General features: G+C 73.0%; 16 protein-coding genes. 12 read left to right on the top strand and 4 right to left on the bottom strand.

Annotation, left to right across the window (positions count from 1 at the left end):
* Nucleotides 1–36 precede the first annotated feature (36 nt).
* The 8 genes from KGD84_RS04380 to KGD84_RS04345 all read left to right on the top strand — a co-directional run bounded on the left by KGD84_RS04380 (nt 37) and on the right by KGD84_RS04345 (nt 8,907).
* Nucleotides 37–1,179 (top strand): Gfo/Idh/MocA family protein, encoded by a 1,143-nt coding sequence (locus KGD84_RS04380; protein ID WP_255647172.1) that lies wholly within the window; start codon nt 37–39, stop codon nt 1,177–1,179.
* Nucleotides 1,176–2,774: a sugar ABC transporter ATP-binding protein gene (locus KGD84_RS04375; RefSeq protein ID WP_220564825.1), complete on the top strand. Its 1,599-nt coding sequence runs from the start codon at nt 1,176–1,178 to the stop codon at nt 2,772–2,774. Before KGD84_RS04380 ends, KGD84_RS04375 begins: the two co-directional genes overlap by 4 nt.
* Nucleotides 2,771–3,868 carry an ABC transporter permease gene (locus KGD84_RS04370; protein ID WP_220564824.1) on the top strand — a complete coding sequence of 366 codons (1,098 nt, stop codon included), beginning with the start codon at nt 2,771–2,773 and terminating at the stop codon, nt 3,866–3,868. Before KGD84_RS04375 ends, KGD84_RS04370 begins: the two co-directional genes overlap by 4 nt.
* On the top strand, nt 3,865–4,920 hold the full coding sequence (locus tag KGD84_RS04365) for an ABC transporter permease (protein WP_220564823.1): 1,056 nt from the start codon (nt 3,865–3,867) through the stop codon (nt 4,918–4,920). The genes KGD84_RS04370 and KGD84_RS04365 overlap by 4 nt, the downstream gene beginning before the upstream one ends.
* A gap of 2 nt (nt 4,921–4,922) precedes the next feature.
* Nucleotides 4,923–6,128, top strand: a complete 1,206-nt coding sequence (locus KGD84_RS04360; protein WP_220564822.1) for a substrate-binding domain-containing protein — start codon at nt 4,923–4,925, stop codon at nt 6,126–6,128.
* A gap of 12 nt (nt 6,129–6,140) precedes the next feature.
* Nucleotides 6,141–6,998 carry a sugar phosphate isomerase/epimerase family protein gene (locus KGD84_RS04355; RefSeq protein WP_220564821.1) on the top strand — a complete coding sequence of 286 codons (858 nt, stop codon included), beginning with the start codon at nt 6,141–6,143 and terminating at the stop codon, nt 6,996–6,998.
* 162 nt (nt 6,999–7,160) lie between these two features.
* Complete coding sequence (locus KGD84_RS04350) at nt 7,161–7,847, top strand: hypothetical protein (RefSeq protein ID WP_255647038.1); 687 nt, start codon at nt 7,161–7,163, stop codon at nt 7,845–7,847.
* Nucleotides 7,848–7,902: 55 nt separating this feature from the next.
* Complete coding sequence (locus tag KGD84_RS04345) at nt 7,903–8,907, top strand: sugar phosphate isomerase/epimerase family protein (protein ID WP_220564820.1); 1,005 nt, start codon at nt 7,903–7,905, stop codon at nt 8,905–8,907.
* A gap of 30 nt (nt 8,908–8,937) precedes the next feature.
* On the opposite strand, the gene KGD84_RS04340 is transcribed toward KGD84_RS04345, so the two are convergent.
* From KGD84_RS04340 to KGD84_RS04325, 4 genes are all read right to left on the bottom strand, one after another.
* Nucleotides 8,938–9,174: a hypothetical protein gene (locus KGD84_RS04340; protein ID WP_220564819.1), complete on the bottom strand. Its 237-nt coding sequence runs from the start codon at nt 9,172–9,174 to the stop codon at nt 8,938–8,940.
* 119 nt (nt 9,175–9,293) lie between these two features.
* Complete coding sequence (locus KGD84_RS04335; RefSeq protein WP_220564818.1) at nt 9,294–9,665, bottom strand: hypothetical protein; 372 nt, start codon at nt 9,663–9,665, stop codon at nt 9,294–9,296.
* A 107-nt stretch (nt 9,666–9,772) separates the two neighbouring features.
* Entirely contained in the window at nt 9,773–10,252 is a 480-nt protein-coding gene (locus tag KGD84_RS04330; RefSeq protein ID WP_220564817.1) for a hypothetical protein, read from the bottom strand.
* Nucleotides 10,253–10,574: 322 nt separating this feature from the next.
* Nucleotides 10,575–11,270: a carbonic anhydrase gene (locus KGD84_RS04325; protein WP_220564816.1), complete on the bottom strand. Its 696-nt coding sequence runs from the start codon at nt 11,268–11,270 to the stop codon at nt 10,575–10,577.
* A 353-nt stretch (nt 11,271–11,623) separates the two neighbouring features.
* Here KGD84_RS04325 and KGD84_RS04320 point away from each other — a divergent pair, with 353 nt between their 5' ends.
* From KGD84_RS04320 to rsgA, 4 genes are all read left to right on the top strand, one after another.
* A complete protein-coding gene (locus KGD84_RS04320) occupies nt 11,624–12,265 on the top strand; it encodes a TetR/AcrR family transcriptional regulator (protein ID WP_478354364.1) in 642 nt (213 codons plus the stop codon).
* Between the two features lie 187 nt (nt 12,266–12,452).
* Nucleotides 12,453–13,280: an MHYT domain-containing protein gene (locus tag KGD84_RS04315; protein ID WP_255647037.1), complete on the top strand. Its 828-nt coding sequence runs from the start codon at nt 12,453–12,455 to the stop codon at nt 13,278–13,280.
* Nucleotides 13,281–13,446: 166 nt separating this feature from the next.
* Nucleotides 13,447–14,343 carry an MHYT domain-containing protein gene (locus tag KGD84_RS04310; protein ID WP_255647036.1) on the top strand — a complete coding sequence of 299 codons (897 nt, stop codon included), beginning with the start codon at nt 13,447–13,449 and terminating at the stop codon, nt 14,341–14,343.
* 216 nt (nt 14,344–14,559) lie between these two features.
* The gene (gene rsgA / locus KGD84_RS04305; RefSeq protein WP_220564815.1) at nt 14,560–15,672 is read left to right on the top strand and encodes a ribosome small subunit-dependent GTPase A; all 1,113 of its coding nucleotides are present in this window, start codon (nt 14,560–14,562) and stop codon (nt 15,670–15,672) included.
* Nucleotides 15,673–15,713 lie beyond the last annotated feature (41 nt).

Genomic DNA, 15,713 nt, shown 5'->3' with positions numbered 1-15,713 from the left:
GTCGACAGAAGTCCGGCGTACGGTGCGAGCATGTCAGTGAGTAAGGTCACAAGCATCGGCAGCGGGTCCGGTGTCGGGGAGGCCCCGCCCAACGCCTACCGGGCCGCCGTGATCGGCACCGGGTTCATGGGCCGGGTCCACAGCCACGCCGTCCGCGCCAACGGGGGCGCGGTCGTCGGAGTGGCGGGCTCCTCCCCCGCGAAGGCCGAGGCCTTCCGCTCCGCCAACGGCGTCGGCCGCGCCCACGCCGACGCCCTGGACCTGATCCGCGGCGACGACGTGGACGTGGTGCACGTGTGCGTCCCCAACCACCTCCACGCACCCCTGACCCTGGCGGCCCTGGCCGCCGGCAAACACGTGGTGTGCGAGAAGCCCCTGGCCACCGACGCCGCGACCGCCGCGGAGATGACCGCGGCCGCCGCGGACGCCGGGCTGGTCGCCGTCGTCCCCTTCGCCTACCGCTTCCACCCCATGGTCCGCGAGGCCCGGGCGCTGGTCGCCGCGGGCGCCGTCGGCAGGGTCGGCCTGGCCCACGGCGGCTACCTCCAGGACTGGCTGCTGTACCCGCAGGAGGACAACTGGCGGGTGGACCCGCGGCTCGGCGGCCCCACCCGGGCGTTCGGGGACATCGGCTCGCACTGGTGCGACATGCTCGAGTTCGTCACCGGCGACCGGATCGCCTCCGTCAGCGCCCAGACCGGCCGGCTCAACGACGTCCGCGACGGGCGGCCGGTGGACACCGAGGACCTGGTCACCCTCCAGTTCGCGACCGCCGGCGGGGCCGTGGGCGGCGCGGTCATCAGCCAGGTCTCCCCCGGCCGCAAGAACAGCCTGGTGCTGGAGGTCTCCGGCACCGAGGGCTCGCTGCGCTTCGACCAGGAGCGCCCCGAGACCCTGTGGGCGGGCGGGCGCGGGCGCACCGGGATCATCTCCCGGGACGACCCGGACCTGAGCGCCGACGCCGCCCGGCTCACCGCCGTCCCCGTCGGCCACCCGCAGGGCTACCAGGACTGCTTCAACGCCCTGGTCGCCGACACCGCCGACGCCGTCGCCGGGGGCTCCCCCGAGGGCCTGCCGGTCTTCGCCGACGGGCTGCGCGCGGCGGTCATCGCCGAGGCCGTGCTGCTCTCGGCCCGCGAGCGCCGCTGGGTCGACGTCACCGAGGTGGACCGGGGATGAGCACCGCACCCCCCGCAGAGCCGGTGGTCCGCATGAGCGGCATCACCAAGTCGTTCTTGGGCGTCCGCGTCCTGCACGGCGTCGACCTGGAGCTGTACCCGGGGCAGGTGCACGCCCTGGTGGGCGAGAACGGCGCCGGGAAGTCGACCCTGATGAAGGTCCTGGCCGGGGTCCACCCGGCCGACGGGGGCACCGTCGAACTGGACGGCCGCCCCGTCTCCTTCGAGCACCCGGTCCAGGCGCAGCGGGCCGGCGTGGCCACGGTGTTCCAGGAGTTCAACCTGCTCCCGGAGCGCACCGTCGCCGAGAACGTGTTCCTGGGCCGGGAGATCCGGGGCCGGTTCGGCGCCGTGGACGCCCGCGCCATGGAACGCGCCACCGCCGCCCTGCTCGCCGACCTGGACCTGGAGGGCATCGAGCCCTGGGCCCGGGTCCGGTCCCTGTCGGTGGCCCAGCAGCAGGTGGTGGAGATCGTCAAGGCGCTCTCGCACGACGCCCGCGTCATCTCCATGGACGAGCCGACCGCCGCGCTGGCCGAGAGCGAGGTGGAGGTGCTCTACCGGATCATCGCCCGCCTGCTCGAACGCGGTGTGGCGGTGCTGTACGTCTCCCACCGCATGCGGGAGATCTTCGACCTGGCGACCCGGATCACCGTCCTGAAGGACGGTCGCCTCGTCGACACCGTGGACGCCGCCGGGACTCGCCCGGCCGACCTGGTCCGCATGATGGTGGGCCGTCCGGTGTCGGCGGTCTTCCCCGAGCACCTGGAACCGTCCGGGGACCGCCACGGCGACGTGCGCCTGGAGGTGTCCGGCGGCGGCAACACCCAGCTGGACGGCATCTCCTTCCAGGTGCGCGGCGGCGAGATCGTGGGCCTGGCCGGGCTCCAGGGCAGCGGGCGCACCGAGATCGCGCACGCCCTGTTCGGGATCGAGCGCTTCACCCGGGGCGAGGTCCGCGTGGACGGGCGCCGGGTGGACCCGCGCTCGCCGCGGACCGCGATCCGGGCGGGCCTGGTGCTGGTGAGCGAGGACCGCAAGACCCAGGGCCTGGCCCTGAACCAGTCGGTCCTGGCCAACGCCCGGCTGGTCCTGGACGCGGTGTGGCCGTTCGGCTCGGGCGCCCGAGCCGCCCGCCTGCCGGGGGTGCTCTCCTCCCTGGAGCTGGTGGCGCGCGGCGGCAACACCCAGGAGGTCCGCTACCTCTCCGGCGGCAACCAGCAGAAGGTCGTGCTGGCCAAGTGGCTGGCGACCGAGCCCGGCGTGATGGTGCTGGACGAGCCCACGCGGGGCATCGACGTCGGCGCCAAGCAGGCCGTCTACCGGCTGATGCGGGAGCTGGCGGCGCAGGGCGTGGCGATCGTCCTCATCTCCTCGGAGCTGCCCGAGCTGATCGGGATGTCGGACCGCCTCGTCGTCCTGGCCGACGGCCGGGTGGCGGGCGGGCTGCCCGGCGGCTCCGGCGAGGAGGAGGTCATGGCGCTGGCCACCGGCTCCGCCGCCGAACCCGCCGGCCCCGGGGTCGAGGACCCGCGGATCACCGCAGCGGCGGCCGGACACCCCGACGACCACAGCCACGAGGAGGCCGCACCGTGAGCGCTCCCCCCGCCTCCCCGCAGTCCGCGGTCCGCGCCCTGTGGGCCCGCACCGGCACCACCGGCCTGGTCTACCTGGCCCTGGTCCTGCTGCTGGTGCTCAGCACCCTCTACGTCGCGTCCCGGGGCGAGAACCTCTTCACCACGGCCAACACCGTGGACCTGTTCACCCGCAGCAGCCTGCTCGGGTTCCTCGCCATCGGCCAGACCCTGGTCATCCTGTGCCGCTCCCTGGACCTGTCGGTCGGGTACGTGGCGGCCCTGTCCACCGTGGTCGCGGCCACCGTCATGGCGGGCGACCCGGCCCGCGTCCCCCTGGGCATCGCCGCCACCCTGGGCCTGGCGGCGCTGATCGGCCTGGCCAACGGCACCATCGTGACGTGGCTGCGGGTCAACCCGTTCATCGCCACCCTGGGCACCGGGCTCATCATCAAGGGGTACCTGGACACCAACTTCCAGGGCCCGGCGGGGGCGATCCCCGCCACCTTCCAGGCCTTCGGCTACACCCGCATCGGGGTGTTCCCGGTGTCCACCCTGGTCATGCTGGCCCTGGCCGCGGCGGCGGTGGTGTTCCTGCACCGCACCCGCACCGGCTACCACATGTACGCGGTGGGCGGCGATGCCGAGGTGGCGCGCCTGTCCGGTGTCCGCGACCGGATCCCCGTCATCACCGCGCACGTCCTGTGCTCGGTGACCGCCGGGATGGCCGGGCTGCTGCTGGCCTCGCGCTTCGGCACCGGCAGCGCCCTGGTCTACAACAACGGCTACGAACTGGAGGCCATCGCCGCGGTGGTGCTCGGCGGGACCTACCTGCTGGGCGGGCGCGGCGGCGTGGCCGGGACCATCGCCGGGGTGTTCATCCTGGCCACCCTCGACACCGTGTTCAACGTGCTGGCGGTGGACCCGTTCGTCAAGGACGTGCTGCGCGGCGTCATCGTCATCACCGCCGTCGCCATCTACGCCCGCGGCCGGCTGTCCCGGTCCGCGGTGCGGGTGCGCTTCCCCTCCGGCGGTCCGCCGCCACCCGCTCCCCCGCCCGATCCGGGCGGCGCCCCGGCCCCCGTCACCTCCGGCACCGAAGGAGGCGGACGATGACCGAGACGCCCGCCCGGCGCTCCGCCCCCCTCGCCCTGCTGTCCTCGCTGGGACGGGGCGGCACCGCCACGGTGCTCCTGATCCTGGTGCTGATCTTCGTGGTCATCGCCACCCGGAACCCGTCCTTCTTCGAGGGCCCGCCGCTCATGGCCTTCGCCAAGAAGGCGGCGCCGCTCGTCATCCTGGCCGTGGGCCAGTACCTGGTCATCGTGTCCGGGGAGTTCGACCTGTCGGTCGGTTCCCTGGTCGGCGCCCAGGTGGTCATCGCGGCCCGGCTCATCGACGGCGAGGAGGGCATGACCCTGCCCGTCATCGGCCTCATGCTCGCCTTCGGCCTGTTGGTGGGCCTGGTCAACGGGCTGGTCACGACGCTCCTCAAGGTGCCGTCGATCATCGCCACCCTGGGCATGATGCTCGTCCTGTTCGGCGCGGTCCGGTTCTGGACCGGGGGCGCGCCCACCGGCTCCCTGTCGGAGGCGTTCCGCGTCCCCGGCCGGGGCGGGATCGAGGGCGTGCCGTTCCTGGGGCAGCTGCCCTGGGCGGTGCTCATCGCCCTGGCGCTGACCGTCTGCGCCGTGCTCCTCATGCGCTCCCCGTTCGGCCGCTCCCTGATGGCGACCGGCGACAACGACGTCGCCGCCGCCTACGCCGGGGTGCGGGTGCAGCGGGTGCGCACCCTGGCCTTCGTCGGCTCCACCCTCATGGCGACCGTCGCGGCGATCCTCATCGGCGGGTTCGCCGGGGTCACCGCGCAGGTCGGCCAGGGGCTGGAGTTCACCGCCATCACCGCCGTGGTGCTGGGCGGAGTGGTCCTGGGCGGCGGCCGCGGGACGGTCGTGGCCGCCGCCCTGGGCGCCCTCACCGTCGAAGCCCTGTTCACCCTCTTCAACCAGCTCTACCTGCCCTCGACCATCCAGCCTTCGGTGCAGGGGCTCATCATCATCGCCGCGGTGGCCTACGCCGCCCGCCGGGGCGATCTGCGACCGCCGGGGCGCCCGCGCCGGCGACCGGACCACGAACCCGAGCGCGAGCCCGGGACCCCCAGGAGGTAACCATGCGCATCTCACGCATGCTGCTCGCCGGCACCGCCGGCCTGACACTGATGCTCTCGGCGTGTACCACCGACGCGCCCGACGAGGCCGCGCCGGGAGGTGAGGGCGGCGCCGGGATGACGCCGGACGCCGAGTGGTTCGACGAGGCCGAGTACGAGGCCCAGCTCGCCCAGCGGGAGATCACGCCGGAGGGCTCGCCCGACGAGCCCTGGCTCCAGGCGATCGAGCCGGAGTGGACGGACACCTCGGAGTTCGTCCACGACTCCCCCGAGGACGCCACCGTCTGCTTCTCCAACGCCTCGGTCTCCAACCCCTGGCGCGTCACCGGCTTCATCACCATGGAGCAGCAGGTGGAGGCGCTCCAGGAGGAGGGCCGGATCGGCGAGTTCCGGGTGTCGGACGCCGCCGACGACGACAACCAGCAGATCTCCGACATCCAGGCCTTCGTGGACTCGGGCGACTGCGACGCCATCATCATCTCGCCGTCCACCACGGCCACGCTGACTCCGGCGGTGGAGACCGCGTGCGAGAGCGGCGTCCCGGTCATCGTGTTCGACCGCGGCGTCAACACCGACTGCATGGTGACCTTCATCCACCCGATCGGCGGCTACGCCTACGGCGCCGACGCCGCCGAGTTCCTGGTGGAGAACCTGGAGCCGGGCTCCCGAGTGCTGGCACTGCGCATCCTGCCGGGTGTGGACGTGCTGGAGCACCGCTGGGCGGCCGCCCAGCAGATCTTCGGCGAGAGCGAGCTGGAGGTGCTCGGCTTCGAGTTCACCGAGGGCGACGGCGCCAAGATCAAGGACCTGGTCTCCCAGCACCTGCAGCGCGGCGAGGTCGACGGCATCTGGATGGACGCCGGCGACGGCGCCGTGGCCGCCCTGGAGGCGTTCGAGGACGCCGGCCAGCCCTACCCGGTGATCTCCGGTGAGGACGAGCTGAGCTTCATGCGCAAGTGGGACGAGGAGGGGCTGACCGCGATCGCGCCGGTGTACTCCAACTTCCAGTGGCGCACCCCGGTGCTGGCCGCCGCCATGATCCTGGGCGGCGAGGAGGTGCCCTCCGAGTGGATCCTGCCGCAGGAGCCCATCCGCCAGGGCGAGCTCCAGGACTACCTGGACCGCAACGCCGACATGCCGTCGCTGCACTACGCCAAGTTCGGCGGGGAGGACCTGCCCGGGTTCCCCGAGGCCTGGACCGACCGGTAGGAGGAGGGGCGGATGCGCGCGCTGGGGGTCAACACCTGGGTGTGGACGTCACCGCTGACCGGGGCCGATCTGGAAGTGATCGCCCCACGGGTGGCGGACTGGGGGTTCGACGTGATCGAACTGCCCGTGGAGGACGTCGGCGACTGGGACCCCGGCCGCGCGCGGGACCTGGTGAGCGGGCTGGGTCTGGAGCCCCGCGTCGTACTGGTCATGGGCCCGGGTCGGGAGCTGGTCGCGACCGACCCGGGCACCCGGCGGACGACACAGGACTACCTGCGCCGGGTCGTGGACGCGGCGGCGGCGGTCGGGTCGCCCGTCGCCGCCGGCCCCGCCTACGCGTCGGTGGGCCGCACCTGGCGGATGTCCCCCGCGGAGCGGGCGTCCCTCGCGGCCGAGCTGACCGAGGCCCTGGCCCCGGTCGTGGAGCACGCCGCGCAGGCGGGCGTCCGGCTGGCGGTGGAGCCCCTCAACCGCTACGAGACGAGCGTCCTCAACACCGTCGACCAGGGCCTGGAGCTGCTCGCGGACCTGCCGTCGGAGCACTGCGGCCTGGCCCTGGACGTGTACCACATGAACATCGAGGAGCGGGACGTCCCGGCGGCGATCCTGCGGGCCGGCGACCGGGTCGCCCACGTGCAGGTATGCGCGAACGACCGGGGCGCCCCCGGGGCCGACCACCTGGACTGGCCCGGGATCGCCGCCTCACTGGACACGATCCGGTACACAGGCCCCCTGGTCATCGAATCCTTCACCGCGGAGAATGCCACCATCGCCACCGCGGCCTCCATCTGGCGGCCGCTGGCGGCGACACAGGACGCGATCGCCGTCGACGGGCTGGCGTTCCTGAGGTCCCTCCCGAGTGGAAGGTGAGGAGTGGTGGGACCCGGGGCGCGGTCCGCACCCGGCCGTGCACGCACAGCGGGCGGGCGGGCGACGCGTCCGGCACGGCACACCACCACCCCGCTCGGTGCCGCGCTGGCCGGAGAGCGCCGCCGGGAGCAGGGTGACTCCCACCCGCTAGGAGACGTCACCATGCCCGCCGACCACCCCAACCCCCCGACCCTGGAGGACTCCGGACCGCAGCCCCCGGAGGACCTGCCCGAACCCTCCCGCACCACTCCGCTGACCTGGTGGCTCACCATCGGCGCGATGGCCGTCGTGATGGCGCTGATCGCCGCGCTCGTCCTGTCCGGCGGACGCGAGGAACCCGGCGGCGCCGACGCCGACGCCGTGGCCGCGCTCGCCGAGGACGCGACCGCCGCCGGGGAGACCCTGTCCCCGGTCGTCGAGGAGATGGAGGAGTGGCTGCCCACCGACGGCTCCCACCCGCCGCTCGACGTGGTGGACGCCGCGACCGTGCACGGCTGGCGGACCGCCGCCCACGAGGCCGCCACCGGCCTGGCCGTGCGGGAAGGCGCGGACCCGGTCCGCACCGGCCTGATCTCGTCGGCGTCGCTGCTGGTCGTGGCCGCCGACACCTACTCCAAGGCCGCGCTGGTGGAGGACGAGGACCTGCGCATGGACCTGCTGCACGTGGCGATGGACGTGCGCAACGAGGCCGTCGTCGGCTGGTCGGCCGCGGCCTCGCACCTGGACGAGGCCGCGGTCGCCGCCGGGCTGGGCCACGTCCACGTCCACCTGCCCGCCTCCCCCGACCTGGGGGCGCTGGAGCCCGACGGCACCGCCGGGACCCGGGTCGGGCAAGAGAACCACCACTGACGAACGAACACCGGCCCCGGCCCCGAGCCGGGGCCCACCGACGAAAGGCCCGACCATGACACGACCGGTCACCCTCTTCACCGGGCAGTGGGCCGACCTGCCCTTCGAGGAGATCTGCTCCCTGGCGTCCTCCTGGGGCTACGACGGGCTGGAACTGGCCTGTTGGGGCGACCACCTCGACGTCACCCGCGCCGCCGCCGACGACGACTACGTGCGCGACCGCCTCGACACCCTCGAGCGGCACGGCCTGGGGCTGTGGGCGATCTCCAACCACCTGCTCGGCCAGGCGGTCTGCGACGACCCCATCGACCGGCGGCACAAGGACATCCTGCCGTCCCGGGTGTGGGGCGACGGCGACCCCGAGGGCGTGCGGAGGCGCGCCGCCGAGGAGATGAAGACGACCGCGCGGGCCGCCGCCCGGCTCGGGGTGTCCACGGTGGTGGGCTTCACGGGGTCGGCGATCTGGAAGTACGTGGCGATGTTCCCGCCGGTGGGCGAGGACGTCATCGAGGCCGGGTACCGGGACTTCGCCGACCGGTGGAACCCGATCCTGGACGTGTTCGACGAGGTGGGGGTGCGGTTCGCACACGAGGTGCACCCCTCCGAGATCGCCTACGACTACTGGTCGACGCGGGCGGCGCTGGAGGCGGTGGGGAACCGGGAGGCGTTCGGCCTGAACTGGGACCCCAGCCACATGGTGTGGCAGGATATCGACCCGGCGGGGTTCCTGTGGGACTTCCGGGACCGGATCTACCACGTGGACTGCAAGGACACCCGCAGGCGGACCGGCAACGGACGCAACGGGCGGCTGGGCTCGCACCTGCCGTGGGGCGACCCGCGGCGCGGCTGGGACTTCGTGTCCACCGGCCACGGCGACGTGCCCTGGGAGGACTGCTTCCGCGTCCTGAACTCCATCGGCTACACCGGGCCGATCTCGGTGGAATGGGAGGACGCGGGGATGGACCGGCTGGTCGGCGCGGCCGAGGCGGTGGAGTTCGTCCGCTCCCACGCCTACGACCCGCCGCAGGCGTCGTTCGACTCGGCGTTCGGCTCCGACTGACGCCCTGCTCCCCGGGCCGGCGGCCGCGGATCACATCATCGGGGCGATGACCACCCGGTATCCGCGGCCGTCGGCCACGACGTCGCGCCGGAAGTCGTTGACCCGGTTGACCGAGTCCTGCACCGCGCGGCCGCTGAACGCCGCCGGGTCGGCGGCGGGCAGGCGGGCCAGGACGGCGCGGACGGCCTCGTCGACGGAGAGCACCGTCTCCCGGTGCTCCAGGACGATGCGCGCGCCGTCGAGGCGGCTGATGGCGATCCGGAACATGGCCGGTTCTCCTCGGGCAGGGGGCGGCTGTGGGAGAGCGGGGTCTTCCCCGATTGTCCCCCATCGCCCGGGCCGGAGCGGCGCGCGGGACCGGAGGGCACGGCCGCCCCGGCCCGGCGTCAGACCTCCAGGGTCTCCTCGATGTTCCTGAGGCGGTGCCGGGCCAGGGCGAGGTTGCCCCGGGTCCGGTCCAGCGCCAGGTAGAGGAACAGCCCCTGCCCCTTGCGGCCGGCGAGCGGGCGGATGACGTGGTACTGCCCGGACAGGGTGATGAGGATGTCCTCGATGGCGTCGTTGAGGCCGAGCTGGTCCATGGTGCGCATCTTGGCGCGGACCACCTCGGTGTTGCCCGCCGCGGCGACGGTGAGGTCGAGCGTGTTGGTGGAGGCGAGGGTGCCCAGCGCCATCCCGCTGCCGTAGTCGACGACGGCGGCGCCCACCGCCCCGTCGATCTCCATCATCTCTTTGAGGCCGGATTCGATGTTCGGCATGTCCTTCTCTTTCCTGTGGTCGGTTCGGTCGGTTCGGCGCTGCCGTCCCCGTTCGGCGATCCAGCGGCGCAGCCCGTGGACCGCGCGGCGCGGGGAGGCCCCACCGGTCACGCGGTCACCGCCCGGTCGGGTCCGTCCGCCGACAGGGTGCGCAGCGCGGCGAGGACGCGCTCCAGGACCCCGCGGTCCACGGGGACGGCCTGCCGGGGCCGGGGGAGGCCGCCCGGGTCCGGCAGCGGGGGCCGGTCGCGGCGGGGCGCGGGCGGCCGGGCGGTGCGGGCGAGGCGGCGCAGGTCCCGCAGGGCGGAGCCGAGGCTCCCCCCGTCCGGGGACACCCGCACCCGCACCCGCAGGCACAGGTCCGCGGACGCCGCCAGGACGGCGGCCAGGACGTGGTGGCGGGCGTCGGAGACGACGACGTCCTCCATGTCCTGGCCCGCGCACAGCGGTCCCGCGTGCACGGCCCGCAGGATCGCCACCACGTCCTCGGGGCGGTCCTCGTCTCCGACGTGGACGAGGGTCCGCCCGCTCCGCCAGTCGACGAGGTGGACACTGCGCACCCCGGGCGTCCGGAGCAGGTCCCTCATCTGTCGGTCGATCGCACGCACATCGGTCCTCCGTGGAGACGGGTCGGGCGGTCCGCGGCGGACGGGGCAGCGGGCCGCCCTTGTACGGACAAGGACGACAATAGGGTGATGCGGTCGATTCCGCTGGCTTTTCAGAAATCCGTGGAATCGTGCCTGATAAGAAGGCCGGGAACCCGGTGCCACCCCTGGGAACGAATGCCCGATTTCACACATGAACGGCATGAATAAAACGGCGATCGCCCGTGATATCACGGGCGATCGCCTCTACCGCCTTATGGGTTCTTCGGGCCCTAGGACCCGACGTCCGGATCGACGGGCCGGGTCAGAGCCAGTCGACGCCGTAGCCCTCCAGGTCGTAGCGGGCCGCGACGATGTCCAGCCTCCCGGACTCGACGAACGGCGCCAGTTCCGGGTCCGCGCGCAGCAGGCCGGCGACGTGCCGGGCGTTGGCGCGCACGCAGGCGTCGACGAAGTCGCCCCCGTCGTCGGGGGTGGAGTCGACGACCTCCAGGATCTGCTCCACGAGGTAGCCGACGTGGCCGTGCGGGAGCTCTCCGGTGCGGTGGGCCTCCACCGCGGCGCCCACCGCGCCGCAGGAGGAGTGACCCTGGACGACGATGAGCGGGACCGCCAGGTGTTCGACGGCGTAGACGATGCTGCCGAGCACCGAGGAGTCCAGGACCTCGCCGGCGGAACGGACGGTGAACAGGTCGCCCAGGCCCCGGTCGAAGACCAGTTCCGGTGCGACCCGCGAGTCGGCGCAGCCGAGGACGAGGGCGAAGGGGCTCTGCCCCTGGGCGACCTCGATCCGGCGGCGGCGCCCCTCGTGGGGGTGGACGGAGGCGAACCGGCGCCAGCGCCGGTTGCCCTCCTTGAGCAGACGCAGGGCGTCGGCGGCCCCTCCCTCGAAGGGGGCTCCGGAGTCGGCCAACGCGGACGAGGGAACCGCGGCGGCCAGGGCGGCTCCCGCACCGCCGACCAGGGAGGCGCGCAGGGCGTGACGACGTGAAATGGCCATGGGGAGTCTCGTTCTTCTTCGCTTCGAGGCGGATCACGCCTCCGGTCAAAGAAAGCGAACAAAAACTACGCTTCTCCCAAAAGGGACACAAGACACTTAACGGATTCTTGACGCCGACCCCGCACCCGCGCCGCCCCCGTTCCCACGCGCACCGCCCCGCCCCTTCCGGGAAAGGGGACCGGCCGCCGCCCGCCGCGACCCCCTCACCTCTACCGATGCGCCCCGATCCGCCGTAGACTCCCACCGACCGATCGTTCAGTAACCGACCCCCTCGTGTGACGGCCACGACACGCGGTCCATGACCGGACGACCGGCACGCGACCGGCCGGCGACACGAGGTAGATTCGACAACCGTGCCCCGAACCAGCCCTGGCGAGTCCGCGCCCCCGCGCTCCGGGAGGCGCCGCTCCGGACGCCCCGGACACGACGCCGACTCCGTCCTGCACGTGGCGGCCCGCGTCTTCAACGAGCGCGGCTACGACGGGACCAGCATGGAGGACCTGGCGCGCGCCCTGGGCGTCACCAAGTCCGCGATCTACCACCACGTCTCCAGCAAGACCGAGCTGCTGCGCCGGTCGCTGGACCTGGCCATGGACGCCCTGTTCGCGGTCACCCGCGAGGAGGCCTCGGTCACCGGCCCGGCCGTGGACCGGCTCGACCACGTCCTGCGCGGCAGTGTCCGCGTGCTGGTGGAGCTGCTCCCGCACGTCACGCTCCTCCTGAGGGTGCGCGGCAACACCGAGGTGGAGAAGCACGCCCTGGAGCGGCGGCGCGAGTTCGACCACCTGGTCGCCGACCTGGTGCGCGAGGGCATCGTCGCCGGGGACATCCGCGACGACGTGGACCCGGCGGTGGCCGCACGGCTGCTGTTCGGCATGGTCAACTCGATCGTGGAGTGGTACAAGCCCGACCGCGGGCTGTCGGCGGAGGAGGTGGCCGACACCCTCGCCACCATCGCCTTCCAGGGGCTGCGCCGTCCGCCGCACGCCTCCTGACCCGAAACCGGTGATACCGGTCACGGAGGTCACGGTCACCGCTGGTCACACCCCCGCCGGGCTCGCGGTTCCCTCATGCGACCAAGGTCCCGAAAGCAGAGAAGCGTAATACTTCCGGCTTTCTTGTTTCATATCCGTTTTCTATGCTTTTCCAGCCGGGAAAATCGCACAGTCGGGACGGAACAGCGTGGTCGATCACTTCACCTACGGACCGTGGACTCCGGGGATCGCCTACGCGGTGTCGGTCGTCGGCTCCTTCATCGGCCTGATGGCGGCCGCGCGGTCGCGCGCCGCCACCCGCCGCTTCGCCCGCCTGCAGTGGCTGGCCATGAGCGCGGTCTGCCTGGGCGGCACCGCCGTGTGGTCCATGCACTTCATCGCGATGATGGGCTTCCGGGTCACGGGCACCGCCATCCGCTACGACACCGCCCTGACCCTGGCCAGCGGCGCCATCGCCATCCTGGTCATGGGCGTGGCGCTGTACCTGACCATCCGCCGCGGGACCACCGGCTGGCTGCTGCTCAGCGGCGCCATCGCCGGTTCCGGGATCGTCGCCATGCACTACATCGGCATGGCCTCGATGAACATGAACGGCGACCTGCACCACGACCCGGTGTTCGTCGCCGCCGCCGCGGTGATCGCCCTGGCCGCCGCGACCGCCGCCCTGTGGTTCGCCCGGCGCGTGGAGGGCCTGCCCGCCATCACCGTGGCCTCGCTGCTCATGGGCGTCGCCGTCTCTTGCATGCACTACACCGGCATGTTCGGGATGAGCGCCACCGTGCACACCGGGGACCACCTGTCCACCCCGGCCGGGGCCACCTCCTCGGACCTGCTGCTGCCGCTGGTGGTGGGCCTGTTCGTCCTCCTGCTGGTGTGCAGCCTCTTCCTCATGCTGGGCGTGGAGGACGCGCCCCGGCGCCCCGCGCCCGCCCCGGCCCCGCAGGAACGGAAGGACGCGAGCGGAGAGTACTCCCCCCGTCACGTTTTCGACCCGAACCGGGACCGCACCCGATAACCCGCATTCGGACATCGGGAACAGGGCGCGGGAAAACACACCCACGCCGGTGACACTCCGCATCGGGTGATGTGTATTCCGCACATCCCCTGGCTTTTCATGAATTCCATCTTTATGATCCGTAGCTCACGCCCAATGTGACCTAGGTCATGGAAAGTGGAGTTCCGTGTTCGACGATGTCTTCGGCCAGGACTGGCTGACCCCCGCCATCGCGTTCACCGTCTCGGTGATCGGCTCCTTCCTCGGGCTCTCCTTCGCCTACCGGGCCCGCCGCGCCACCGGGCTCGCCCGGTGGCACTGGACGTTCCTGGCCGCCCTGGCCCTGGGCGGCATGGCCGTGTGGTCCATGCACTTCATCGCGATGATGGGCTTCCGCCTCTCGGGCACCGCCATCCGCTACGACACGCTGCTCACCCTCCTCAGCGGCGCCATCGCCATCGTGGTCATGGGCGGCGCGCTCGCGCTGAGCCTGCGCAGGCGGAGCACCCCCTGGCTGCTGCTCAGCGGCCTGCTGCTGGGGATCGGCGTGATCGCCATGCACTACACCGGCGTCGCCTCGATGAACGTCCACGGCGACCTGCACCTGGACCCCGTGTACGTGGCCGCGTCCTGTGCCATCGCCGTCGTCGCGGCCACCGCCGCCCTGTGGTTCGCCACCCGGGTCACGGGGCTGGGCGCCAACGCCGGCGCCTCCGTGCTGATGGGCGCGGCCGTCACCTCGATGCACTACACCGGGATGGCGGGCGTGCACCACGAGGCGCCCGAGTTCACCCGCTACGGCGCCCCCGAGGGCTCCACCGTGCCCGACCTGCTGCTGCCGATGATCGTGGTGCTCTTCGTGTTCCTGCTCGTCTGCAGCCTCTTCCTCCTCCTGGGGGTCGAGGAGGAGCGCACCGACTACAGCCGGCGCCCCGTGCACGCCGCCGCCGCGCCCCCGGACGACGTGGTCCGCCCCGGCGACGCCGGGTACAGCCCGCGCCACGCCTCGGCCCGCCCCATCGCGCAGGCGGCGGCGGGCGAGCCGCGCCGCGCGGCCGACGACGTGTGGACGCGCCGCCGCTGACCCCGCCGGAAAACCATTGGCCCCCGCGGGCCCGCCGAGTGTAGTTTCGTCGGGTCCGCGTGCGCCCGCCGCGGAACGACCCGGAGAGGAGGACGCGCCATGCCTGTGACCGTCCTTGCCTGTGAGCCCCACCTCCCGACGTTCCGCGAGCCCTGAGCGCACCCGACCACTCCCGGGTGCCCGGCTCGCCTTCTTCCCGAAAGAAAGAGCCGTACCGTGAACACCCGTGTCACCGACACACCTCCGCATCCGCTGACGGCGCTGGGCTGGAACCCGCGCGTCGCGGCCGCCTTCGACTCCGTTGCCCACGGCTCGGAGCACCTCTTGGTGCCCGGGCGCGTGAGCGCCGCCCGCCGCGGCGGCTCCGTGGTCCGCGTCCCGGGGGACGAGGTCCCCGCCGACCACTCCCCCGCCGTCCTCAAGGACACGCGGACCGACCCCACCCTGGCCCCGTGCACCGGCGACTGGGTCGCCCTGCGCCGCTCGGGTGACGCCTGGCTGGTGGAGGCCGTGCTGGAGCGCTCCGGCACACTCGTCCGCCAGGGCATCGCCAAGGACTCCTACGACCAGGTCCTCGCCGCCAACGTGGACCGCGTCCTCATCTGCGAGGCGGCCGACCAGGGGCCCAACGTGGGCCGCCTGGAGCGGTTCCTCAGCCTGGTCTGGGCCGGCGGCGCCGAGCCGGTCGTCGCCGTCACCAAGGCCGAGCTGGCCGGGGACCGGCTGCCCGAGGTCGTCGAGCTCGTACGCTCGGTCTCCCCCGGGATCGAGGTCCACGTGGTCAGCGCGCACACCGGCCAGGGCCTGGACGCCCTCGCCGAGCGGATGGCCCCCGGCTCCACCTGGGTGCTGCTGGGCACCTCGGGCGCGGGCAAGTCCAGCCTGGTCAACGCCGTCGCCGGACAGGAGCTCATGGACACCGGCGCGATCCGCGGCGACAAGCGGGGGCGGCACACCACCACCCACCGGCAGCTGCTGGTCCTGCCCCGGGGGGCGGTCGTCCTGGACATCCCCGGCGTGCGCCGCATCGACGTCCCCGGCGAGGCCGAGGGCGTGGACCGGACCTTCGCCGACGTCACCGAGCTGGCCGAGCAGTGCCGGTTCCGGGACTGCGTCCACGAGACCGAGCCCGGGTGCGCGGTCCGCGCCGCCATCGACGAGGGCGAACTGGACCTGAGCCGCCTGGAGCGGTGGAACCGGCTGCGCCGCGAGTCGGAGCGCAACCGGGCCCGGGGCGACGCGCGGCTGCGCTCCGAGCAGACCCGCGTGTGGAAGGCCCGCACCAAGGAGGGCCGCGAGCGCGGCCGCCTCAAGCGGGGCGGGCGCTGACGGCGGCGGGCGCCTCCCCTCGGGGGGAGGCGCCCGCACGC

Origin of the sequence: Nocardiopsis changdeensis (genome assembly GCF_018316655.1) — a bacterium.
Lineage (GTDB): Bacteria > Actinomycetota > Actinomycetes > Streptosporangiales > Streptosporangiaceae > Nocardiopsis > Nocardiopsis changdeensis.
The sequence above is the reverse complement of the archived record's forward strand: the minus strand, read 5'-3'. Positions and strand labels throughout refer to the sequence as shown.